Origin of the sequence: Bradyrhizobium paxllaeri, assembly GCF_001693515.2 — a bacterium.
GTDB lineage: Bacteria > Pseudomonadota > Alphaproteobacteria > Rhizobiales > Xanthobacteraceae > Bradyrhizobium > Bradyrhizobium paxllaeri.
Genome location: NZ_CP042968.1, coordinates 2,058,806 through 2,078,055 on the forward strand (window position 1 = coordinate 2,058,806; position 19,250 = coordinate 2,078,055).

Sequence of the window (19,250 nt, forward strand, 5' to 3'; positions counted from 1 at the left end):
ATTTCGCGCAAGGCTGTCATGTTCGGCAACAAGAATCTGAACTGACAGCGATTTTGCGCCGGAGAACTTCAGGCACGAACGCGAGGGGCACCGGGAACGTCCATGTCTTTCCACAAGCTGCTGATCGCCAACCGCGGCGAGATCGCTATCCGCATCGCGCGTGCGGCGGGCGACGCCGGGCTCGCCACGGTGGCGATCCATTCCGCCGACGATGCGCAATCGCTCCATATCCGCGCCGCCGATGCGGCCTGCGAAATCCCCGGGCGCGGCGCGCGGGCCTATCTCGATATCGAGGCGGTGATTGCGGCCGCCAAGGCGACCGGATGCGACGCCATTCATCCGGGCTATGGCTTCCTCAGCGAGAATGCTGCGCTCGCCCGGCGCTGCATCGAGGAGACCATCGTTTTCGTCGGGCCGTCGCCCGAGGCGCTGGAGCTGTTCGGCGACAAGGCGCAGGCCAAGGCGCTGGCCAGGCAATGTGGCGTGCCTGTTATCGAGGGCACCAGCGGGCCGACCAGCCTGGAGGAGGCCAAAGCCTTCCTGCAGTCGTTGGGCGCCGGCGGTGCCGTCATGATCAAGGCGATCGCCGGCGGCGGCGGCCGCGGCATGCGGATCGTCGACGATCCGGCGCGGCTGGAGGAGGCCTATGTGCGCTGCCAGTCCGAGGCCAAGGCTGCCTTCGGCAGTGACGGCGTCTATGTCGAGCGTCTCATTCGCAATGCCCGTCATATCGAGGTGCAGATCATCTGCGATCACCACGGCGCGATCAGCCATTTGTGGGAGCGCGAATGCACCATCCAGCGCCGTAACCAGAAGCTCATTGAGGTCGCGCCGAGCCCGTCGCTGAACGATGCCTTGCGCACGCGCATCATCGACGCCGCCAAGGACCTCGCGGCCGCCGCCAATTACGACAATCTCGGCACTTTCGAATTCCTCGTCGACAACGATGCCCGGGGCAGCGACAAGGCGTTCGCCTTCATCGAGGCCAATCCGCGGCTGCAGGTCGAGCATACCGTCACCGAGGAGGTGCTCGGGCTGGATCTCGTGCAGTCGCAGCTTGCGGTCGCGGCCGGCGCGACACTCGGCTCGCTCGGCCTCGCGCAGGGCTATATCCCGCGCCCGCGCGGCTTTGCGATGCAGCTCCGCGTCAACATGGAGGCGATGGACGAGACCGGCGGGACGAAACCGACCGGTGGTAGGCTGGACGTATTCGACTTGCCGTCCGGTCCGGGCGTTCGCGTCGATACGTTTGGCTACTCCGGTTACCGCACCAGCGCCGCCTTTGACTCGCTGCTCGCCAAGGTGATCGTGCATTCGCCTGGAGGTAACTGGACCGACGTGGTGCACAAGGCCACGCGCACGCTGCGCGAGTTCCGGATCGATGGCGTCGCCACCAACATCCCCTTCCTCGCGGCGATTTTGGCGCATCCGGATTTTGCCGAGAACCGTCTCAGCACCGGCTTCATCGACAAGCATGTCGCCGCCCTGGTCGGCGAGGCCAACACGACGGCGGAGACGGAACTGGTCGAATCCGGCAGCGCTGCCGATGACGAGACGCTCGCGGCCGCGGTGGCCGCATCGGCAACCGGCCCGGCAGGTTCGGTCGCGGTGCCGGCGCCGCTGCAAGGCACGATCGTCGCTGTTGACGTCGAGGAGGGAGACCTCGTTCGCCCCGGCCAGCAGATCGCCGTGCTCGAATCCATGAAGATGGAGCATCTGGTCACGGCGCCGCATGGCGGCCGGGTGTTGCAGATCGCAGCCGGCGCCGGCGTGACGCTGATGCAGGACGAGGCGATCCTCTATCTCGAACCGGCCGAACTCGACGCCCATGATATCGCGGAGGATGAGGATTTCGACCTCGATCACATTCGTCCGGATCTCGCTGAACTGATCGAGCGTCACGCCATCACGCTGGACGAGAACCGTCCGGCGTCGGTCGAACGCCGCCGCAAGACCGACCAGCGCACGGCGCGCGAAAACGTCGCCCATCTCGTCGACGAAGGCTCCTTTGTCGAATATGGCTCGCTCGCCATCGCTGCGCAGCGCCGCCGCCGCACGGTCGATGATCTCATCCGCAACACGCCGGCCGACGGCCTGATCTCCGGCGTCGCCACCGTGAACGCCGAAAAATTCGGCGCGGATGCCGCCCGCTGCATGGTGATCGCCTACGACTACACCGTGCTCGCCGGCACCCAGGGACATATGAACCACAAGAAGATCGACCGCATGCTCAGCCTGGCCGAGCAATGGCGGTTGCCGCTGGTGTTTTACGCCGAGGGTGGCGGCGGCCGACCCGGCGACACCGACCGGCTCGGCATGACCGGTCTCGATGGGCCGTCCTTCGTGCAGTTCGCAAAACTCTCAGGTCTCGTGCCGGTGATCGGCATCGTTTCCGGCTATTGTTTTGCCGGCAATGCCGCGATGCTCGGTTGCTGCGACGTCATCATCGCCACGAACAACGCCTCGATCGGGATGGGGGGACCTGCGATGATCGAGGGCGGTGGCCTTGGCGTCTATCATCCGGCCGAGGTCGGGCCGGTGTCGTTCCAGTCGCCGAACGGTGTGATCGACATCCTTGTCGAGGACGAGGCGGAAGCGACGAGCGCGGCGCAAAAGTACCTGTCGTATTTTCAGGGCGCGGTCGCCGACTGGAAGGCGCCGGACCAGCGCCTGTTGCGCCGCGCGATCCCGGAGAACCGCCTGCGCGTCTACGACATCCGCAATGTCATCGATCTTCTCGCCGACGAAGGCTCGGTGCTGGAAATCCGCCGGGATTTCGGCGTCGGCATGATCACCGCATTCATTCGCATCGAAGGCAGACCGTTCGGCCTGATCGCCAACAATCCAAAGCATCTCGGCGGCGCGATCGATGCGCCGGCCGGCGACAAGGCCGCGCGCTTCATGCAACTTTGCGATGCCTTCGATATCCCGATCGTCTCGCTATGCGACACGCCGGGCTTCATGGTCGGGCCCGAAGCCGAGAAGACCGCGATCGTGCGCCATGTCGCGCGCATGTTTGTGACCGGCGCGAGCCTGACCGTGCCGCTGTTCGGCATCGTGCTGCGCAAGGGTTATGGCCTGGGTGCGCAATCCATGATCGGCGGCGGCTTCCACGCCTCGTTCTTCACGGTGGCCTGGCCGACCGGCGAGTTCGGCGGCATGGGGCTGGAGGGTTATGTGCGCCTCGGCTTCCGCAAGGAGATGGAAGCGATCGAGGACCCGGCCGAGCGCGAGGACTATTACAAGTCCAAGGTCGCCGAACTCTACGCCAACGGCAAGGCAGTCTCGATCGCCTCGGTGCTGGAGATCGACGAGGTGATCGACCCCGCCGACACGCGGCAGTGGATCATGGCGGGCCTGCGCTCGGTGCCGAAGCCGGATAGCCGCGCGGCGAAGAAGCGGCCGTGCATCGACGCGTGGTAGCTCTTCGTAGGGTGGGCAAAGGCGCAATAGCGCCGTGCCCACCATCTATCGTCGAGCACGCTTTTTGATGGTGGGCACGCTATCGCTTTGCCCACCCTCATATGAGGCCTTTTGAGTCAAGCATCCCGACAGGGCTTGGATGTGATTTTTACGTTCGGTGGAGCGGCGGCGCGCGGAGCCATGCGTAGCGCAGCGTGCCGCCGCGGTCGGTGCGCTCAGGGACTGGCTTCCGGCGATTTATGCAGTTGCTCACTGCATCACCTCATATCCGGTCGGACCGCTGTGATCCGCACCCACATTCCGCATGCATGCGGCGAGGAAGCCACGAGGATGAGACCCATCTACGAAACAGCCTGTTTGCTGGCCCAAGGGTGGCACGGTCACCATCCATCCCGCGCTGACCGCGGCAGATGCCGCGACGCTGACGCGTTCGTTGAAAGTGTTTAGATCTTTACAGCCTTGAGCACCGCGCCTTCCGGCACGAGACCGGTCGTGAGGTAGCGCCACAGCGCCACCATCAGCTTGCGCGCCAGGGCGACGATGGCGACGCGCTTGATGCGCTTGCCGGCATCGAGCGTGCGCTTGCGGTACTCCAGGGTCAGCTTGCTGTCCGGCTGATGCCGCAGCCACAGCCAGGCCAGTTCGATCGCGGCACAGCGGGCGCGCGGATTGCCCGCCTTGCTGATGCCCTGGTCGCGGTCGATGCCGCCGCTCCGCCACGGACTGGGCGTCAGCCCGAAATAGCTCCCGACCTCGCGGCGATTGCGGAAGTCCTTGTAGAACACCTCGCTGGTCAGCGTCGTCGCGAACGCCGGGCCGAGACATTTGAGCCGGCGCAGCAGTTCGCTGCGCCGGGTCATCTCGGCTTCCGCAGGCATTGGCTCCGCTGCGGCCGCCTCCTGCGCGAGCGCATCGAGCCGATCGCGCACCAGCATCAGCCGCGCGTGCTCGTGTCGGATCTCGCTCAGCATCCGCGGCGGCACCGCCTGGCCTTGCCAATCCCGCTGCGTTGCCAGCCAGCTCAGCCAGTCGCGCCGCCGCGGGTTCCCGACCGCCATGCCCCGCAGCCGCAGCAGTGCCTTGATCCGGTTGGTGTGAGCGGTTTGCTCCTTGATCAGCCGGTCGCGTTCGCGGCTGCCGCGGCGCGCGTCCTCCTGTTCGGCTGCAGGCACCCGGACGATCCGCACCACCCGCGGCTCGCCGCGCAGATACGCCATCAGCGTGCGCAGCATCCGCTCGCCATCGATCCGGTCGGTCTTCACCCGCCGCGCCCGCTGGTCCACCGCAATGCTGGCGGGATCAAACACGTAGTTCGTGATGCCGGCCGCCAGCAGCAGCCGGTGCAGCCAGAACCCGTCGTGGCCCGCCTCGTAGCAGCTCGCCACCGCCGGAACGCCTCCCAGCGCTCGAGCCGCCCGCTCCCGAACCCGACCCACCAACGCCAACAGCTCGGCATGATCGCCACCCTCCAGCTTGTGGTGCGATATCTTGTCCTTGTCCGGGCTGTGCAGCGCGACCCGCCAGCTCCGCTGGCTCAGTTCGATTGCAACGAAAATTGTGCCAATATGGCCGGCGGTGGGCGTGGCTACGGTGGATGCTTGCATCTGACTCTCCGAGGGGTTCGAGTGTGGAAACCCAAACCTTATCGGAAAGGCCACGCTCACCGCCTCATGGAATCTACGGACTGCGGTGCTCGCAATGACGGTGGACGGTTTGACGCTCGCCGCAAGAAAACGCTATCCCAACCTCAACTCATCATATCCCTTCGCCGCCACCTCGTCGCACCTGGCACGGTACGCCGGCGCACTGCCGCTGTAGCGGGCGACGATGCGGGTCTGCTTGCCTTCGACGTTGGAATTGATGCCGGTCATCCAGGAATTGACCTCGTTGGACAGCAGGCCTTCGCCGAGCGCCTTGACGTGGTCGGTCCAGGATTTCACGCCCTCCGGCGTCGCCTCCAGCCGCGTCAGTCCCTTTTCCGTCGCGAACACGATCAGCCCGGTCACCCAGTCGACGCTGTATTCGATGCTGCGCGGAATGTTGCCGAGTGCCGTGTGCGGCCCCATCAGCATCAACATGTTCGGAAACTCATGCACCATGATGCCAAGATAGGTTTCAGGCCCGCGCTTCCACTTGTCCTTCAGCCGCGCGCCATCTGCGCCGCGAAAATCGATCTTGTCGAAGCTGCCGGTGATGGCATCGAAGCCGGTCGCGTAGATGATGATGTCGAACTCGTACTCCCGATCGCTCGTCCTGATTCCGTCCGGCGTGATCCGTTCGATCGGCGTTTCGTTGATATCGACCAGCTCGACATTGTCCTGGTTGTAGACCTCGTAATAGAAAGTCTCGAGCGGCAGCCGGCGCGTGCCGAAACCGTGATTCCTGGGGATCAGCTTTTCCGCCACCGCCTGATTCTTTACCCTCTGGCGAATCTTGCGCGCAACGAAGTCGGAGATCGTCGCGTTCGCCTTGCGGTCGATCAGTATGTCCCTGAAATTGCCCTGCCAGATGCCGAAACCGCGTTCGCCGTAAAGCTTCTCGTAAAACGCTTCGCGCTCCTCGTCCGACACCTCGAACGCGCCGCGCGGATCGGGCGTGTGCAGGAAGCAGGCAAAGGTCTCCTTGCAGCGCGCGAACATTTCCGGATAGCCCGCCTTGATCTTCGCCTGCGTCTCGGCGTCGATCTTGCCGTTGTGCAGCGGCGCGCACCAGTTCGGCGTGCGCTGGAACACGGTGAGATGGCCGACCTGTCCGGCAATGGTCTGGATGGTCTGCACGCCGGTGGCGCCGGTGCCGATTACGGCGACGCGCTTGCCGGAAAAGTCCACCGGCTGCTTCGGCCATCGCGCGGTGTGGAACGAGGCACCCCTGAAATCGTCGCGGCCCTCGATCCGCGGCAGCGTCGGCGTCGACAATGGCCCGATCGCCGTGATCAGGAAGCGCGCGCTGTGCCTGGCGCCATCCTCCAGTGTGATGGTCCAGCTCTGTGTTTCCTCCGCGTACACCGCGGTCGTCACCCGGCTGCGCAACTGGATATCGCGGCGCAGGTCGAACTTGTCGGCGACATGATTGAGGTAGCGCAGCGTTTCCGGCTGGCCGGCAAAGTGCTCCGACCACTCCCATTCTTGCAGCAGCTCCTTGGAGAACGAGTAGCCGTAGGAATAGCTCTCGGAATCGAAGCGCGCGCCGGGATAGCGGTTCCAGTACCAGGTGCCGCCGACCTCGGTGCCGGCCTCGAACACCCGCACGCGCAAACCCCGTTCGCGCAAGCGATAGAGCTGGTACAGGCCCGACATGCCCGCACCGATGATGATGGCGTCGAAATCCGGAATCGGCGTCGCTCCCGTGTTGATCGTTTGCGCCAAGGCTATCCGCTCCCGCGCTCGCGGACAAACCCCGCATGGACGCGTGGCAGGGTTGCTGGTTTGCCGCCAGCCGGCCCCCGTCGGCTTTACTCGCGACCGCATCTGCCCCTATCGTCAGAGGTATGGAGCGCCCGGCAAGCGCCGACGGCAGGAGGGGAGGGAAACGATGGCTGAGGCGCTGCGCAAGCTGGCCTCGATCGACGTCAGCGATCCCCACCTCTATCAGGACGACATTTGGCGCCCGCTGTTCGCGCAATTGCGCCGCGACGATCCCGTGCATTATTGCGAGGCCTCGCCGTTCGGGCCGTATTGGTCGGTGACGCGCTACGACGACATTTTTGCAGTCGAGCTCGATCACGAGAATTATTCGTCGAGTTCGGAGCTCGGCGGTATTCAGGTGGCCGACCAGCCCAAGGGCCGGGAGATCTCCAATTTCATCCGGATGGACCCGCCCGGTCACACCGCGCAGCGACGCACCGTCGCGCCGATCGTGGCGCCGTCGAATCTCGCCAATTTCGAGCCGCTGATCCGCAAGCGGACCTCGGACGTGCTGGATGCGCTGCCGCGCAACGAGACCTTCGACTGGGTCGAGCGGGTCTCGACCGATCTCACCAACATGATGCTGGCGACGCTGTTCGATTTTCCCTGGGAAGATCGCATGAAGCTGACCTGGTGGTCGGATGTCGCGATCGCCAATGTCGATTCGCCTGATGCCGTGGTGCATTCGGAAGCCGAGCGTTACGATGAACTGGCCAGGATGGGAGAGTATTTCCGGAAATTGTGGGACGCGCGTGCCGAGGCGTCGCCGACCTTCGACCTGATCTCGATGCTGGCGCATTCGGAGGCGACACGAAACCTGCAACCGCGCGAATTCATCGGCACGATGGCGCTTCTGATCGTCGGCGGCAACGACACCACGCGCAATTCGATGAGCGGCGGGTTGATGGCGCTTTGCGAGAATCCCGAGCAGTTCGAACTGGTCCGCGCCCGGCGCGAATTGATCCCGAACCTCGTCTCCGAAATCATCCGCTACCACACGCCGGTGCTGCACATGCGCCGCACCGCGCGCAACGACGTCAAACTCGCCGGCCGCAGTATCGCCAAGGGCGAGAAGGTCGTGATGTGGTACATCTCCGGCAACCGCGACGAGAGCAAGATCGACCGCGCCGACGAATTCATCATCGACCGCCCCAAGCCGCGCCAGCATCTTTCCTTTGGCGCCGGCATCCACCGCTGCGTCGGCGACCGCCTCGCCGAACAGCAAATCCGCATCCTCTGGGAGGAAATATTGGCAAGAGACCTTCGTTTTGAAATCATGGGCTCGCCGCAGCGTCTCTATTCAAATTTCATCCGCGGCATCCGCTCGCTGCCGGTGAGGATTGTGAATTGATGATTTACGTCGTCATTCCGGGATGGTCCGAAGGACCAGACCCGGAATCTCGAGATTCCGGGTTCGCTTCGCGCCCCGGAATGACGGAATGAAAGCCTGAGGAAAAATAATGAAGAACGATCCCGTTGACGTCCTCATCATCGGCGCCGGCGCATCCGGTGCGGCGGTGGCGTGGAGTCTCGCCGAAACCAAGATGCACATCCTCTGCCTCGATCAGGGCGGCTGGATGAAACCGTCGGAATATCCGAGCACCGGGCGCGACTGGGAGGCAAAATTCTACGGCGAGTGGTCGACCAGTCCGAACATCCGCGGCCGGCCGGAGGACTATCCGATCAACGACGACAACTCGCCGATCAAGGTCGTGAACTTCAACGGCGTCGGCGGCTCGACGGTGATGTACACCGCGCACTGGCCGCGGCTGCATCCGTCCGACTTCAAGGTGAAGACGCTGGATGGCGTCGCCGATGACTGGCCGATCGATTACGACGCACTCACCCCGTTCTTCGAAGAGAACGACCGGATGATGGGCGTCTCGGGCCTGTCGGGTGATCCGCTGTCGCCGTTGACGCACCCGCCGATGCCGCCGCAGCCGCTCGGGCTCTCCGGCCCGCTGATCGGCAAGGCCATGAACAAGCTCGGCTGGCACTGGTGGCCGTCGGACACGACCGTGGCGACGATGGATTACGAGGGCAGGGCGCGCTGCATCAATCTCGGCCATTGCACGCCGGCCTGCGCGCAGGGCGCAAAGGCCTCGACCGACATCACCTATTGGCCGCAGGCGATCCGCGCCGGCGTCGAGCTCAAGACGCATTGCCGCGTGCGTGAGATCCTGACCAACGAGCACGGTATGGCTTCCGGCGTCGTCTACTACGACCAGGATGGCGTCGAGCAGTTTCAGCCGGCCGAGGTCGTCATAATCGCCTGCAACGGCGTCGGCACGCCGCGGCTGCTGTTGAACTCGGTGTCCGGCCGCTTCCCGAACGGGCTTGCCAACTCATCCGGCCTGGTCGGCAAGAACCTGATGTTCCATCCCTATGCGCAGATCTATGGCTTCGTGAAGGAGCCGACCGACTCCAACCGCGCGCCGCCGACCTGCCTCTGGAGCAAGGAATTTTACGACACCGATCTCTCGCGCGGTTTTGTTCGCGGTTACGGCATCCAGTTCGGCCGTGGCGCCGGGCCGGTGTTCGAAGCTGTTGCGAGCGAGCAGAAGGGTATTCTGCCGTGGGGCGCAGATCATCACCGCGTGTTCCGCAAGCTGAATGGCCATCGGCTCGCGGTATCAGCGATCTGCGAGGATCTGCCCGAGGAGCACAACCGCGTCACGCTTGATCCTGTTCTGAAAGACAGCCACGGCATCCCCGCGCCGAAGATCGATTATACGATCAGCGAAAACAGCCGGAAGATGATGGACCATGGGCTGGCGCGGGGCCGGGAGATTCTCGAAGCCGCTGATGCCACCGATATCTGCATCAACAATCCGATTCCCTGGGGCGGCTGGCACCTGCAGGGCACCGCGCGGATGGGCACCGATCCGGCGCGCTCGGTGGTCAATGAATGGGGGCGGTCGCACGACGTCAAAAACCTTTTCATCGTCGACGGCAGCGTGTTCGTCACCTCCGGCGGCGTCAATCCGACCTCGACCATCCAGGCGATTGCGCTCTACGTCGCCGACCAAATGAAGCAACGCCTTGCCAACCTCTTCGATTGAGACCGCCATGCTCGCAACATATGAACTGACTTCGGCCCAGCGCGACGATCTCCGTACCGTCGCTGCGATGATCATCCCCGCCAGCGATGAGTACAAGGTGCCCGGCGCTGACGATCCCACGATCCAGGCCGACATGCTGGCGACGCTCGGCCGCGACACCGCGCTGGTCGCGCAAGCGCTCGATCATCTTGCGCGCCTCGCCGGCCAACCGCTGGCCGAACTCGATGCGGCCAGGCGCGATGCCGTCGCGACCGAGTTCCGCGCTACCGGCGGCGCTGCGGCGGCAACGCTCGTCCGCGTCGTGCTGCAATGCTATTACCGCGACGACCGTGTGCTGCGCTCGCTCGGGCTGGAGCTGCGCGCGCCGTTCCCGAAGGGCTACACGCTGGAGCAGGGCAACTGGGCGCTGCTCGATCCCGTCAAGGCGCGCGCAGGGAAGCTGAGGCGGGCGCCTAAAGCATGATGGAATTAGATTGAATCGCGACCACGAAGGAGGTGCGCTCCCTCTCCCGCTTGCGGGGGAGGGCTGGGGTGGGGGTGCCTCCGCGGGCGATACTGCCCGAGTGGAGAGAGCCCCCACCCGACACTTCGCGCCGACCTCCCCCGCAAGCGGGAGAGGTAAAGCCCTCTGCGGCGAACATGGTCTAACCCAAAGATCATCATGCTCTAGCAGGCCAGCCCTGCGCCCGTCGCAGACACCTTGCGCAAGCGGTTCCCGGCCACCATCTGAGGAAGCCGAAGGAATCTCGCCATGCTGGATTTTACCTCAGATATCGCCGATGACGGGCTGTCATCGCGGACGGCCGAGCCTGCCCGCGATAACGACCGGGTTCTGCTCGATGCCTATTCCAATGCTGTGATCGACGTGACCGAACGCGTTGGTCCCGCGGTCGTGCGCGTCGAAACCGGGCCGAAGGTGCGCAGCGCGCGCGAGCGCGGCGGGCTTGGCTCCGGCATCGTCATCTCGCCCGATGGCCTCGTGCTGACCAACAGCCATGTGGTCGGTTCATCGAAAGAGATCCGCCTGCGCGATACCGAAGGCTTCGTCACCGACGCGCATGTGCTCGGCGTCGATCCCGACACCGATCTGGCGCTGTTGCGCGCCGATGGCGCGCGCGATCTGCGCTACGCCTCACTCGGCAATTCCAAGAGCCTGCGCCGCGGCCAGCTCGTGGTCGCGATCGGCAATCCGCTCGGTTTCGAATCGACGGTCACCGCCGGCGTCGTGTCGGCGCTCGGCCGCTCGATCCGCTCGGTGAGCGGGCGGACCATCGAGGACGTGATCCAGACCGACGCCGCGCTCAATCCCGGCAATTCCGGCGGGCCGCTGGTGTCGTCGGCATCGGAGGTGATCGGCATCAACACCGCGATCATCAATGGCGCGCAGGGCATCTGCTTTGCGGTCGCCAGCAACACTGCGCAGTTCGTGCTGTCCGAGATCATCCGCCACGGCTACGTCCGGCGCGCCTATATCGGCGTCGCCGGCCAGACCGCGCCGATCCCGCGGCGTCATGCCGTGGTCGCCGGTGTCGACAACAAGATGGGCGCATTGCTGGCGCAGATCGAGCCGGACAGTCCGGCCGCGCAGGCGGGGTTGCTGCCCGGCGATGTCGTGATCAAGCTCGACGGCGTCGAGATCAACGGCGTCGACGATCTGATCCGCGCCCTCGACCGCGACCGCATCGGCCGCACGCTCGCGATGGATGTGTTGCGGATGGGACGGTTGCGCGGGGTCGATATTCATCCGGTCGAGCGGAAGCCGGCTGCGAGGCAGTAGTTATTGCCGCAACGCCGCCAGCAACTCGTCGGGCGCCTCAGTCATGATCATGTGGCCGGCGCCCGGCACAATCACGGTGCGTGAATTCGGCGTCGCCGCCGCGAGCGTCTTGCCGGCCTTCGCAGGCGTCATCATGTCGCGCTCGCCGAGAATGAAGGTCGCGGGCACCTTGACTTGCGCTGCGGCCGCAAGCGCGTTCTGATAAGTGTTGCAGGCGTTGAGATCGCTGTACAGCACGCCCGGCCGGGTCTGCTGCAGCACGCGCTGCGCGCCCTGATGCATCCACAGTCCCGGCGCGAGGCTGCCGCCGAGTTCGGCCTTGAAGCCGAGGCCCCAGATCGAGACCATGTCGATGGCATCGGGATTGTTGACCTCGGCGGCCTTGAGCAGGTCGGGGCCGACGGTCATCGTCGCGGCAGTTCCGATCAGGCTCAGGCCGGACACCTTGTCGGGATGTCGCGCGGACATCTCCAGTGCGATCAACGAGCCCATCGAGTGCCCGATCAGCTTCGCCTTCGGCGCACCGGCGGCATCGAGCAGCGCGGCGGTCCAGTCGGCCATGTCGGCGATGGTTGGCAGCGGGCTGCCGCCCGAGCGGCCGTGTCCGGGCAGATCGGGCGCGAGCACCGAATAGTCATGATGTGCGAACCAGCGGCTGTGCAGCGCCCAGGTCGAACGATCGAAGCCGGCGCCATGTAGCATCACGACCGCAGGCAGCGACGGATCGAACGGACGGCCGCCGGTCGCAACGAACGTATCAACGCCATTGACGGAGAGCTGCATGGTTCAAACCTTCTGCGATGCGCGGAGCGCCTGGCCGAGATCGTCGATGATGTCGGACACGGTTTCGATGCCGACCGACAGCCGCACCAGCTCCTCGCCGATTCCTGCAGCCTTGAGCTGGTCTGCATCCATCTGTTGATGCGTGGTGCTGGCGGGATGGATCACCAGTGTCTTGGCGTCGCCGACATTGGCGAGGTGGCTGATCATCCTGAGCGACTCGATGAATTTCTTGCCCGCCGCCCGGCCGCCCTTGATGCCGAAAGAGACGATCGAGCCCGCGCCGCGTGGCAACAGCCGCTTCGCGAGCTGATGGTCGGGATGATTCTCCAGCGCCGGATGCAGCACCCAGTCGACCGCCTTGTTGGCGGTCAGCGCTTCCAGCACCGCAAGCGTGTTGCTCATGTGGCGCTCCATGCGCACGCCCAGAGTCTCCACGCCCTGCAGCAGTTGGAACGCATTGGTCGGCGACAGGCAGGCGCCGAAGTCGCGCAGGCCCTCGGTACGGGCGCGCATGATGAAGGCCGCCTGTCCGAACTGCTCGTCGAAAACGATGCCATGATAGCCGGCATAGGGCTCGGTGAGCTGCGGAAACTTGCCGGAAGCATGCCAGTCGAAGTGCCCGCCATCGACGATGACGCCGCCGATCGCGATGCCGTGGCCGCCGATCCATTTGGTCGCCGAGTTCATCACGATATCGGCGCCGAGTTCGATCGGGCGGCTGAGGAAGGGCGTCGCAAAGGTGTTGTCGATCAGAAGCGGAATCTTGGCGTCATGCGCGATCTGCGCGACTTCCGGAATGTCGAGGACTTCCATCCCGGGATTGCCGATGGTCTCGCCGATGATGAGCCGCGTGTTCGGCTTGATCGCGGCACGAAATTCGTCGAGCGCGCGTGGCTTGACGAAGGTGGTCGTGATGCCGAAGCGCGGCAGCGTGTGCGCCAAGAGATTGATCGTGCCGCCATAGAGCGAGGAGGAGGCGACGATGTGGTCGCCGGCGTTGAGGATGGTTGCGATCGCCAGATGCAGCGCGGCCATGCCGCTCGCCGTGCAGATCGCGCCGACGCCGGCTTCCAGCGCGGCCAACCGCTCTTCGAGGACGGCGGTCGTCGGATTGGAGATGCGGGTATAGATGTGGCCGGCGCGCTCCAGGTTGAACAGCGCCGCGGCGTGGTCGGAATCCTGGAACACGTAGGACGTGGTCTGGTAGACCGGAACGGCGCGGGCGCCGGTTGCGGGGTCCGGGCGCTGGCCGGCATGCAGGCTCAGGGTTTCAAAGGCAGGCGGCTTGGGTGCGGGCATGCGGGGCTCGTCAGATCATTGGTGGCGGGAAGGTATTCGATAGCTCAGACGTGCACGGCTGTGCGGACGCGGCCGGCATTGCCGAACACGCGCAAGTAACGTTCGATCTCGGACGGCGTGCCGGTGGCCTTTTCGGGATTGTCTGAGAGCTTGACCGCCGGCCGTCCATCGACCGACGTCACCTTGCAGACCAGCGAGATCGGGTCGAGATCGGCGGAACCATCGGGTGCGCAGCCGACGAAATCATTGGTGAGGTTGGTGCCCCAGCCGAAGGAGATGCGGACGCGTCCGGCGAAGTGACGATAGGTCTCCTCGATCGAATCGACATCCATGCCGTCGGAGAACACCAGCAGTTTCTCCTTGGGATCGCGGCCCTTCTGCTTCCACCACTTGATGATGTCCTCGCCGGCCGCAATCGGCGGCGCGCTGTCCGGGCGGAAGCCCGTCCAGTCGGCGACCCAGTCCGGCGCGTCGCGCAGGAACGGCTTGGTGCCGAAGGCGTCGGGCAACGCGATCAAGAGGTTGCCGCCGTAGGTATGGCGCCATTGGTCGAGGATGCGATAAGGCGCCCAGCGCAACTCCTCGTCGGAATTGGCGAGCGCGGCTGCTACCATCGGCAATTCATGCGCATTGGTGCCGATCGCTTCGAGATCGTTGTCCATCGCGAGCAACACGTTGGAAGTGCCGGTGAAGGAAGGGCCAAGACCCTCCTTGACCGCCTCGACGCACCAGCGCTGCCAGAGATGCCCATGGCGGCGGCGGGTGCCGAAGTCGGACAACCGCAGGCCTTCGAGCTTGCGCAGCCGCTCGACCTTGGACCACAGCTTGGCCTTGGCGCGCGCATAGAGCACGTCGAGCACGAAGCGTCCCTGTCCCTTGGTCGCCTGCCGCGAGCGCAGCTCGTTCATGATCGCAAGCGCCGGGATTTCCCACATCGTGGTGTGGGTCCATGGCCCATGGAAATGCAGCTCGTATTGACCGTCGACCTTGTTCAGCTCGTACTCGGGCAGGCGGAAGTTGGCGAGCCAGTGGATGAAGTCCGGCGAGAACATCTGGGTCTTGCCGTAGAACGTATTACCGGCGAGCCAGATCAACTCCTTTTTGGTGAACCGAATGGTGCGCGCATGGTCGAGCTGCGCGCGCAGCTCGCCCTCGTCGATGATCTCGGCGAGACGGACGTGCTTGCTGCGATTGATGACGGAAAAGGTGACGCGCTGAGCCGGGTAGAGATCCCTGATCATCTGCAGCATCAGCAGCTTGTAGAAATCGGTATCCAGCAGGCTGCGCACGATCGGGTCGAGCCGCCAGCCGTGGTTATAGGTTCGGGATGCAATATCGGTAACTGCCATGGCGGAACTCTACCGTGCCGGGGGCCGGCCAACCAGTGGGTTTTGCCCCCAACATGGCAGCTCAGCGCGCATGTTCCCGCCGGATACGGTTAATCGCAGCATGAATATCCTTCCAACCCGGCCTGTCCGGGGCAAATTGTTGCCTGAGATAGACGACGAGTTCAGCGACCTGGCCGTCGGTCAGGCTGTCCCTGAAGGCCGGCATGTAGCCGAGGTCGGTCACGGCTGGCTTGGCGATGCCATGCAGGATGACCTGGATCAGATTGTCAGGCGCGGCGCTGTGCAGGTTGCTGTTCAGCGCCAGCGACGGCCGGCTGCCGAACAGCGGCGCGCCGCCGACCTCGTGACAGACCGCGCAGGCGCCCTGGTAGATGCGGGCGCCGACGCTGGATGCGGCCGACGCGCGCGTGAGGGTCGAGGCTTCCAGTCTCACGGCAAGCGCCTCCTGCGCCGATCGATCCATCGATGTCGCGTTGAACGAAGCGAGATAGACCGCCATGGCGCGGATATCGGAATCCGGCAATGCGGCAAGCTCCGTCACCACCGGCGCCATCGGTCCCGCAGCGACGCCGTGAAAACGGGACTCGCCGATTCTCAAGTAAGCGTACAACTCGTCCTCGCTCCATGGGATCGGCGCCTGCGACAGCGATGTCAGCGCCGGCGCTTCCCAGCCCTCGGCGAATCCTCCGGCAAGATGAGCACCAGCCATCTCCGCGCCGAGCGCATTGCGCGGTGAATGGCACGCACCGCAATGGCCGAGGCCTTCGACGAGATAGGCGCCACGATTCCAGATCTCGGACTTGGCCGGATCAGATTGGAACAACGCGGGTTTGTGGAACAGCGCGTTCCATCCCGCCATCAGCGGGCGAACGTTAAACGGAAACGCCAGCGCATTCGGCGGCGTCTCCGCGCGCACCGGCGGCTGCGCCATCAGATAGGCGTAGAGCGCCTGCATGTCGGCGTCGGTCGTTTTTGCGAAATGGGCGTAGGGGAATGCAGGATAGAGATGCCGGCCATCGCGATGGATGCCCTCGCGCATCGCGCGTTCGAAGGCGGGATAGGACCATGCGCCGATGCCGGTCTCGACGTCGGGTGTGATGTTGGTCGAATAGATCGTGCCGAACGGCGTGGGCAGCGGCTTGCCGCCGGCATTGAGGATGCCGCTTGTTGCGGTGTGGCAGACCGCGCAATCGCCGAGCGCGGCGAGTTGCTGGCCGCGCGCGATGGTCGCGGCCGAATAGACCGAGGCATCCGGCCGCGCGATCGGTGCGATTGCGCGCCACGGCAGCGCCGCGGCGCCGATGCCGATCGCGGCGGCGCACAGGGCCGCGGCCGTTGCAAACATGCCACGTCCAGTGAATGGATTCTGCCACGCGCGCGCGGTGGCCGGTTGGGGCGGTGCGGGCAACGCTTCCGGCGTCGTCTGCGCCTCGCCGCGCAGCCCGCGTAAAATGCGTTCCGGCGTGAACGGCAATTCGCGGAAGCGGACGCCGGTTGCGTCATAGATCGCGTTGGCGATGGCCGCCGCGCTGGGCACCGAAGCGGATTCGCCGACGCCGAGCGGCGGCTGGTCCTGACGTGGCAACATCAGCACGTCGATGTCGGGCAACTCGGGAAACTTGATGATGGGGTAGGCGCCCCATTCGCGCGCCGTTACCGAGGTGCGGTCGAACGACACTTCTTCCATCAGCGCACGGCTGGTCGACTGAATCACATTGCCGTGGATCTGGTGACGAACGCCATCCGGATTGATCATCAGGCCGGAGTCCTGACCTGCCACGACGCGCGTGACACTGACGTCGCCGGTCGCCTTGTTCACCGCGACTTCGGCGATCCATGCCGACCACGCCGCGCCGTAGCCGGGAAACTTGCTGTGCACATAGAGAGCATAGGCAAAGCCGCGCCCGCGCACGATATCGCCTTCGGCGTGCTTCTCCTCGCGCACCGGCCGCGGCTTCCAGCCGGCGCGTTCGGACACGGCGTTGACGAGATCGACGGCGCGGGGGTCCTTCAGGTAACGCAGGCGATATTCGATCGGATCGACGCCGGCTTCAGATGCGCATTCGTCGATCCAGGATTCATGGGCAAACGTGTTCGGCAGCGCCGAGACGCCGCGCAGCCACGCGGCGCGCACGATCGGCGGCATGTCGTTCGCCACCACGCGCAGGTTCTCGTAATCATAGGGCGGGATCGCGGTGCGGTCGCCCATCTCGAAGATTGCAGGCGTGTGCGGGACGGCGCCGGTCAGCAGCAGCGCCAGTGTCGGCGCGCCGTTCGAGGGATAGCGGGTCGCAAAGTCGTAACCGGCGACGCTGCCGTCGGCATTCAGGCCGCCATTGACATCCATCAATTGCGCGGCGCCCTTCGGCTCCCATGCGTGCTCCTGTTCGCGCGTCAACTGCACGCGGACGGGGCGGCCGACGGCACGCGACAGCAGAACCGCATCGGCAGAAACGTCATCGGCGCAGTTGCGACCGTAGCAGCCGGCGGCTTCCAGCCGGATCACCTCGATCTCGGCTTCGCGCCGGTGGATCAGCCGCGCCAGATCGGTGCGCAGATGATGCGGGTTCTGCGTGCCGGACCAGACCCGTGTCACATCCTCCTGATAGTCCGCGACCGCGCAGGACGGTCCGATCGAGGCGTGCATCTGGTACGGCCAGACATAGGTTCGCGGCATCGGCTTTGCCGCGCCCGCGATCGCCGCCTCGACATCGCCCCTGTCGATCAGCTTGCGCGGTGTTGACGGATTGGCGCGCAGTGCCGTCTCGACATCCTTCAGATTAGGCAGCGTCGGCACCGGCTTCCAGCTCAGCTTGAGCTGCGCGGCAGCCTTGATCGCATTCTCCTCGCGCTCGGCGACGACGCCGACGAAATCGCCGATATGAACGACGGCGACGAGGCCTGGAATATCGCTGACCGAACTTTCGTCGACGGCAATCAGGCTGTTGCCGATGAAGTCGCCGACATCGACGCCGGCGTAGGGTGGGCGCACCACACGGCCGTGCAGCATGCCGGGGATGCGGACGTCATGCACATAAACCAGTTCGCCGGTCGCCTTCGCCGGCAGATCGACGCGCGGAACGGATTGGCCGACGATGCTGTAGGCGCTGACGTCCTTCACCGGAACGTCATCGGCAAGTTCGAGGCGAATGGTCTCGCCTGCGATCAGTTCGCCATAGCTGACGCTGCGATTGTCCTTGCCGCGGATCAAGCCGTCCTCGATGACGAGATCCTCGATCGCGAGTTCCAGCCGCGCCGCCGCGCGCGTGACCAGAAACTGCCGCGCTTGCGCCGCCGCCTTCCGCAACGGCACGGCGGTAATCTGGATCGTCTCGCTCGCGATTGTCGCGCCCTGATTGGGCACCAGCGCCGTGTCGCCCAGCACGACCACGACACGCGCAAAGGACACGTCGAGCTCTTCGGCGACGATCTGGCCGAGCGCGGTGCGGATGCCGGTGCCGAGATCGACATGGCCGTTGTAAGCTGTGACCGATCCGTCTGATGTGATCCTGATGAAAGTCTCGAACTTGACGGCCTCGACCGGCGATGCCGCGCGAACGACGGTGAGCGTGCCTTGCGAACGCTCGGGCGTGTCAGATTTAGCCATCACGCCTGCGCCTCAACGACATGACCGGCAGCGCGCATCGCGGCGCACATGATCTCGACATGCGCGCCACAGCGGCAGAGATGATGGCGCAATGCTTCCAGTACTTCATCCTCCGACGGGTGAGGGGAGCGCAGCAACAGCGCTTTTGTCGCGATGATCATGCCGTTGAGGCAATAGCCGCATTGCGCGGCCTGTTCGTCGATGAAGGCCTGCTGCACCGGATCGGGATGCTCGCGCGTGCCGAGACCTTCGAGCGTCACGATGTCGCGCCCGGTACAGCCCTCGATCGGGATCACGCAGGAGCGCGCGGCGACACCGTCGATCAGCACGGCGCACGCGCCGCATTCGCCGAGGCCACAGCCATATTTCGGTCCGTTCAATTCGAGGTCGTTGCGGAGCACGTAAAGCAATGCGGTGTCCGGAGCGGCGCCGACATCGTACGCTTTGCCGTTGACGGTCAGCCGCATCGTGCTCTGCGTCATGCTCCCCCAAATCCTCGTTGCGCTGCAAAAGCCCGCACTGGATGCTTCGCGAAAGATACCGTTT

General features: G+C 64.8%; 12 protein-coding genes. 5 read left to right on the forward strand and 7 right to left on the reverse strand.

What is annotated here, in order from left to right:
• Positions 1-102 precede the first annotated feature (102 nt).
• The gene (locus tag LMTR21_RS09765; protein WP_065756794.1) at positions 103-3,423 is read left to right on the forward strand and encodes a carboxyl transferase domain-containing protein; all 3,321 of its coding nucleotides are present in this window, start codon (positions 103-105) and stop codon (positions 3,421-3,423) included.
• Between the two features lie 443 nt (positions 3,424-3,866).
• Here the strand turns inward: LMTR21_RS09765 and LMTR21_RS09770 are convergent, their stop codons facing one another.
• Together LMTR21_RS09770 and LMTR21_RS09775 are read right to left on the reverse strand one after the other, a co-directional pair.
• Positions 3,867-5,027: an IS110 family RNA-guided transposase gene (locus tag LMTR21_RS09770; RefSeq protein WP_148635948.1), complete on the reverse strand. Its 1,161-nt coding sequence runs from the start codon at positions 5,025-5,027 to the stop codon at positions 3,867-3,869.
• A gap of 132 nt (positions 5,028-5,159) precedes the next feature.
• Positions 5,160-6,788, reverse strand: coding sequence for a flavin-containing monooxygenase (locus LMTR21_RS09775; RefSeq protein WP_246175425.1), 1,629 nt, complete (start codon positions 6,786-6,788; stop codon positions 5,160-5,162).
• Positions 6,789-6,954: 166 nt separating this feature from the next.
• On the opposite strand from LMTR21_RS09775, the gene LMTR21_RS09780 reads away from it, so the two are divergent.
• The 4 genes from LMTR21_RS09780 (at position 6,955) to LMTR21_RS09795 (ending at position 11,666) form a co-directional block, all read left to right on the forward strand.
• On the forward strand, positions 6,955-8,178 hold the full coding sequence (locus LMTR21_RS09780; RefSeq protein WP_065756680.1) for a cytochrome P450: 1,224 nt from the start codon (positions 6,955-6,957) through the stop codon (positions 8,176-8,178).
• Positions 8,179-8,287: 109 nt separating this feature from the next.
• Positions 8,288-9,889 (forward strand): GMC family oxidoreductase, encoded by a 1,602-nt coding sequence (locus tag LMTR21_RS09785; RefSeq protein ID WP_065756679.1) that lies wholly within the window; start codon positions 8,288-8,290, stop codon positions 9,887-9,889.
• A gap of 7 nt (positions 9,890-9,896) precedes the next feature.
• A complete protein-coding gene (locus tag LMTR21_RS09790; protein WP_065756678.1) occupies positions 9,897-10,352 on the forward strand; it encodes a hypothetical protein in 456 nt (151 codons plus the stop codon).
• A gap of 288 nt (positions 10,353-10,640) precedes the next feature.
• Entirely contained in the window at positions 10,641-11,666 is a 1,026-nt protein-coding gene (locus LMTR21_RS09795; RefSeq protein WP_065756677.1) for a S1C family serine protease, read from the forward strand.
• Here LMTR21_RS09795 and LMTR21_RS09800 read toward each other — a convergent pair whose 3' ends face one another.
• From LMTR21_RS09800 to LMTR21_RS09820, 5 genes are all read right to left on the reverse strand, one after another.
• Positions 11,667-12,449 (reverse strand): alpha/beta fold hydrolase, encoded by a 783-nt coding sequence (locus tag LMTR21_RS09800; RefSeq protein ID WP_065756676.1) that lies wholly within the window; start codon positions 12,447-12,449, stop codon positions 11,667-11,669. It lies immediately after the preceding gene.
• A gap of 3 nt (positions 12,450-12,452) precedes the next feature.
• Positions 12,453-13,748 carry an O-acetylhomoserine aminocarboxypropyltransferase gene (locus tag LMTR21_RS09805; protein WP_065756675.1) on the reverse strand — a complete coding sequence of 432 codons (1,296 nt, stop codon included), beginning with the start codon at positions 13,746-13,748 and terminating at the stop codon, positions 12,453-12,455.
• A gap of 44 nt (positions 13,749-13,792) precedes the next feature.
• Positions 13,793-15,097, reverse strand: coding sequence for a nicotinate phosphoribosyltransferase (gene pncB / locus LMTR21_RS09810; protein ID WP_065756674.1), 1,305 nt, complete (start codon positions 15,095-15,097; stop codon positions 13,793-13,795).
• A 61-nt stretch (positions 15,098-15,158) separates the two neighbouring features.
• Complete coding sequence (locus tag LMTR21_RS09815; RefSeq protein WP_065756712.1) at positions 15,159-18,704, reverse strand: molybdopterin cofactor-binding domain-containing protein; 3,546 nt, start codon at positions 18,702-18,704, stop codon at positions 15,159-15,161.
• On the reverse strand, positions 18,704-19,186 hold the full coding sequence (locus LMTR21_RS09820; protein WP_065756673.1) for a (2Fe-2S)-binding protein: 483 nt from the start codon (positions 19,184-19,186) through the stop codon (positions 18,704-18,706). Before LMTR21_RS09820 ends, LMTR21_RS09815 begins: the two co-directional genes overlap by 1 nt.
• Between the last annotated feature and the right edge of the window lie 64 nt (positions 19,187-19,250).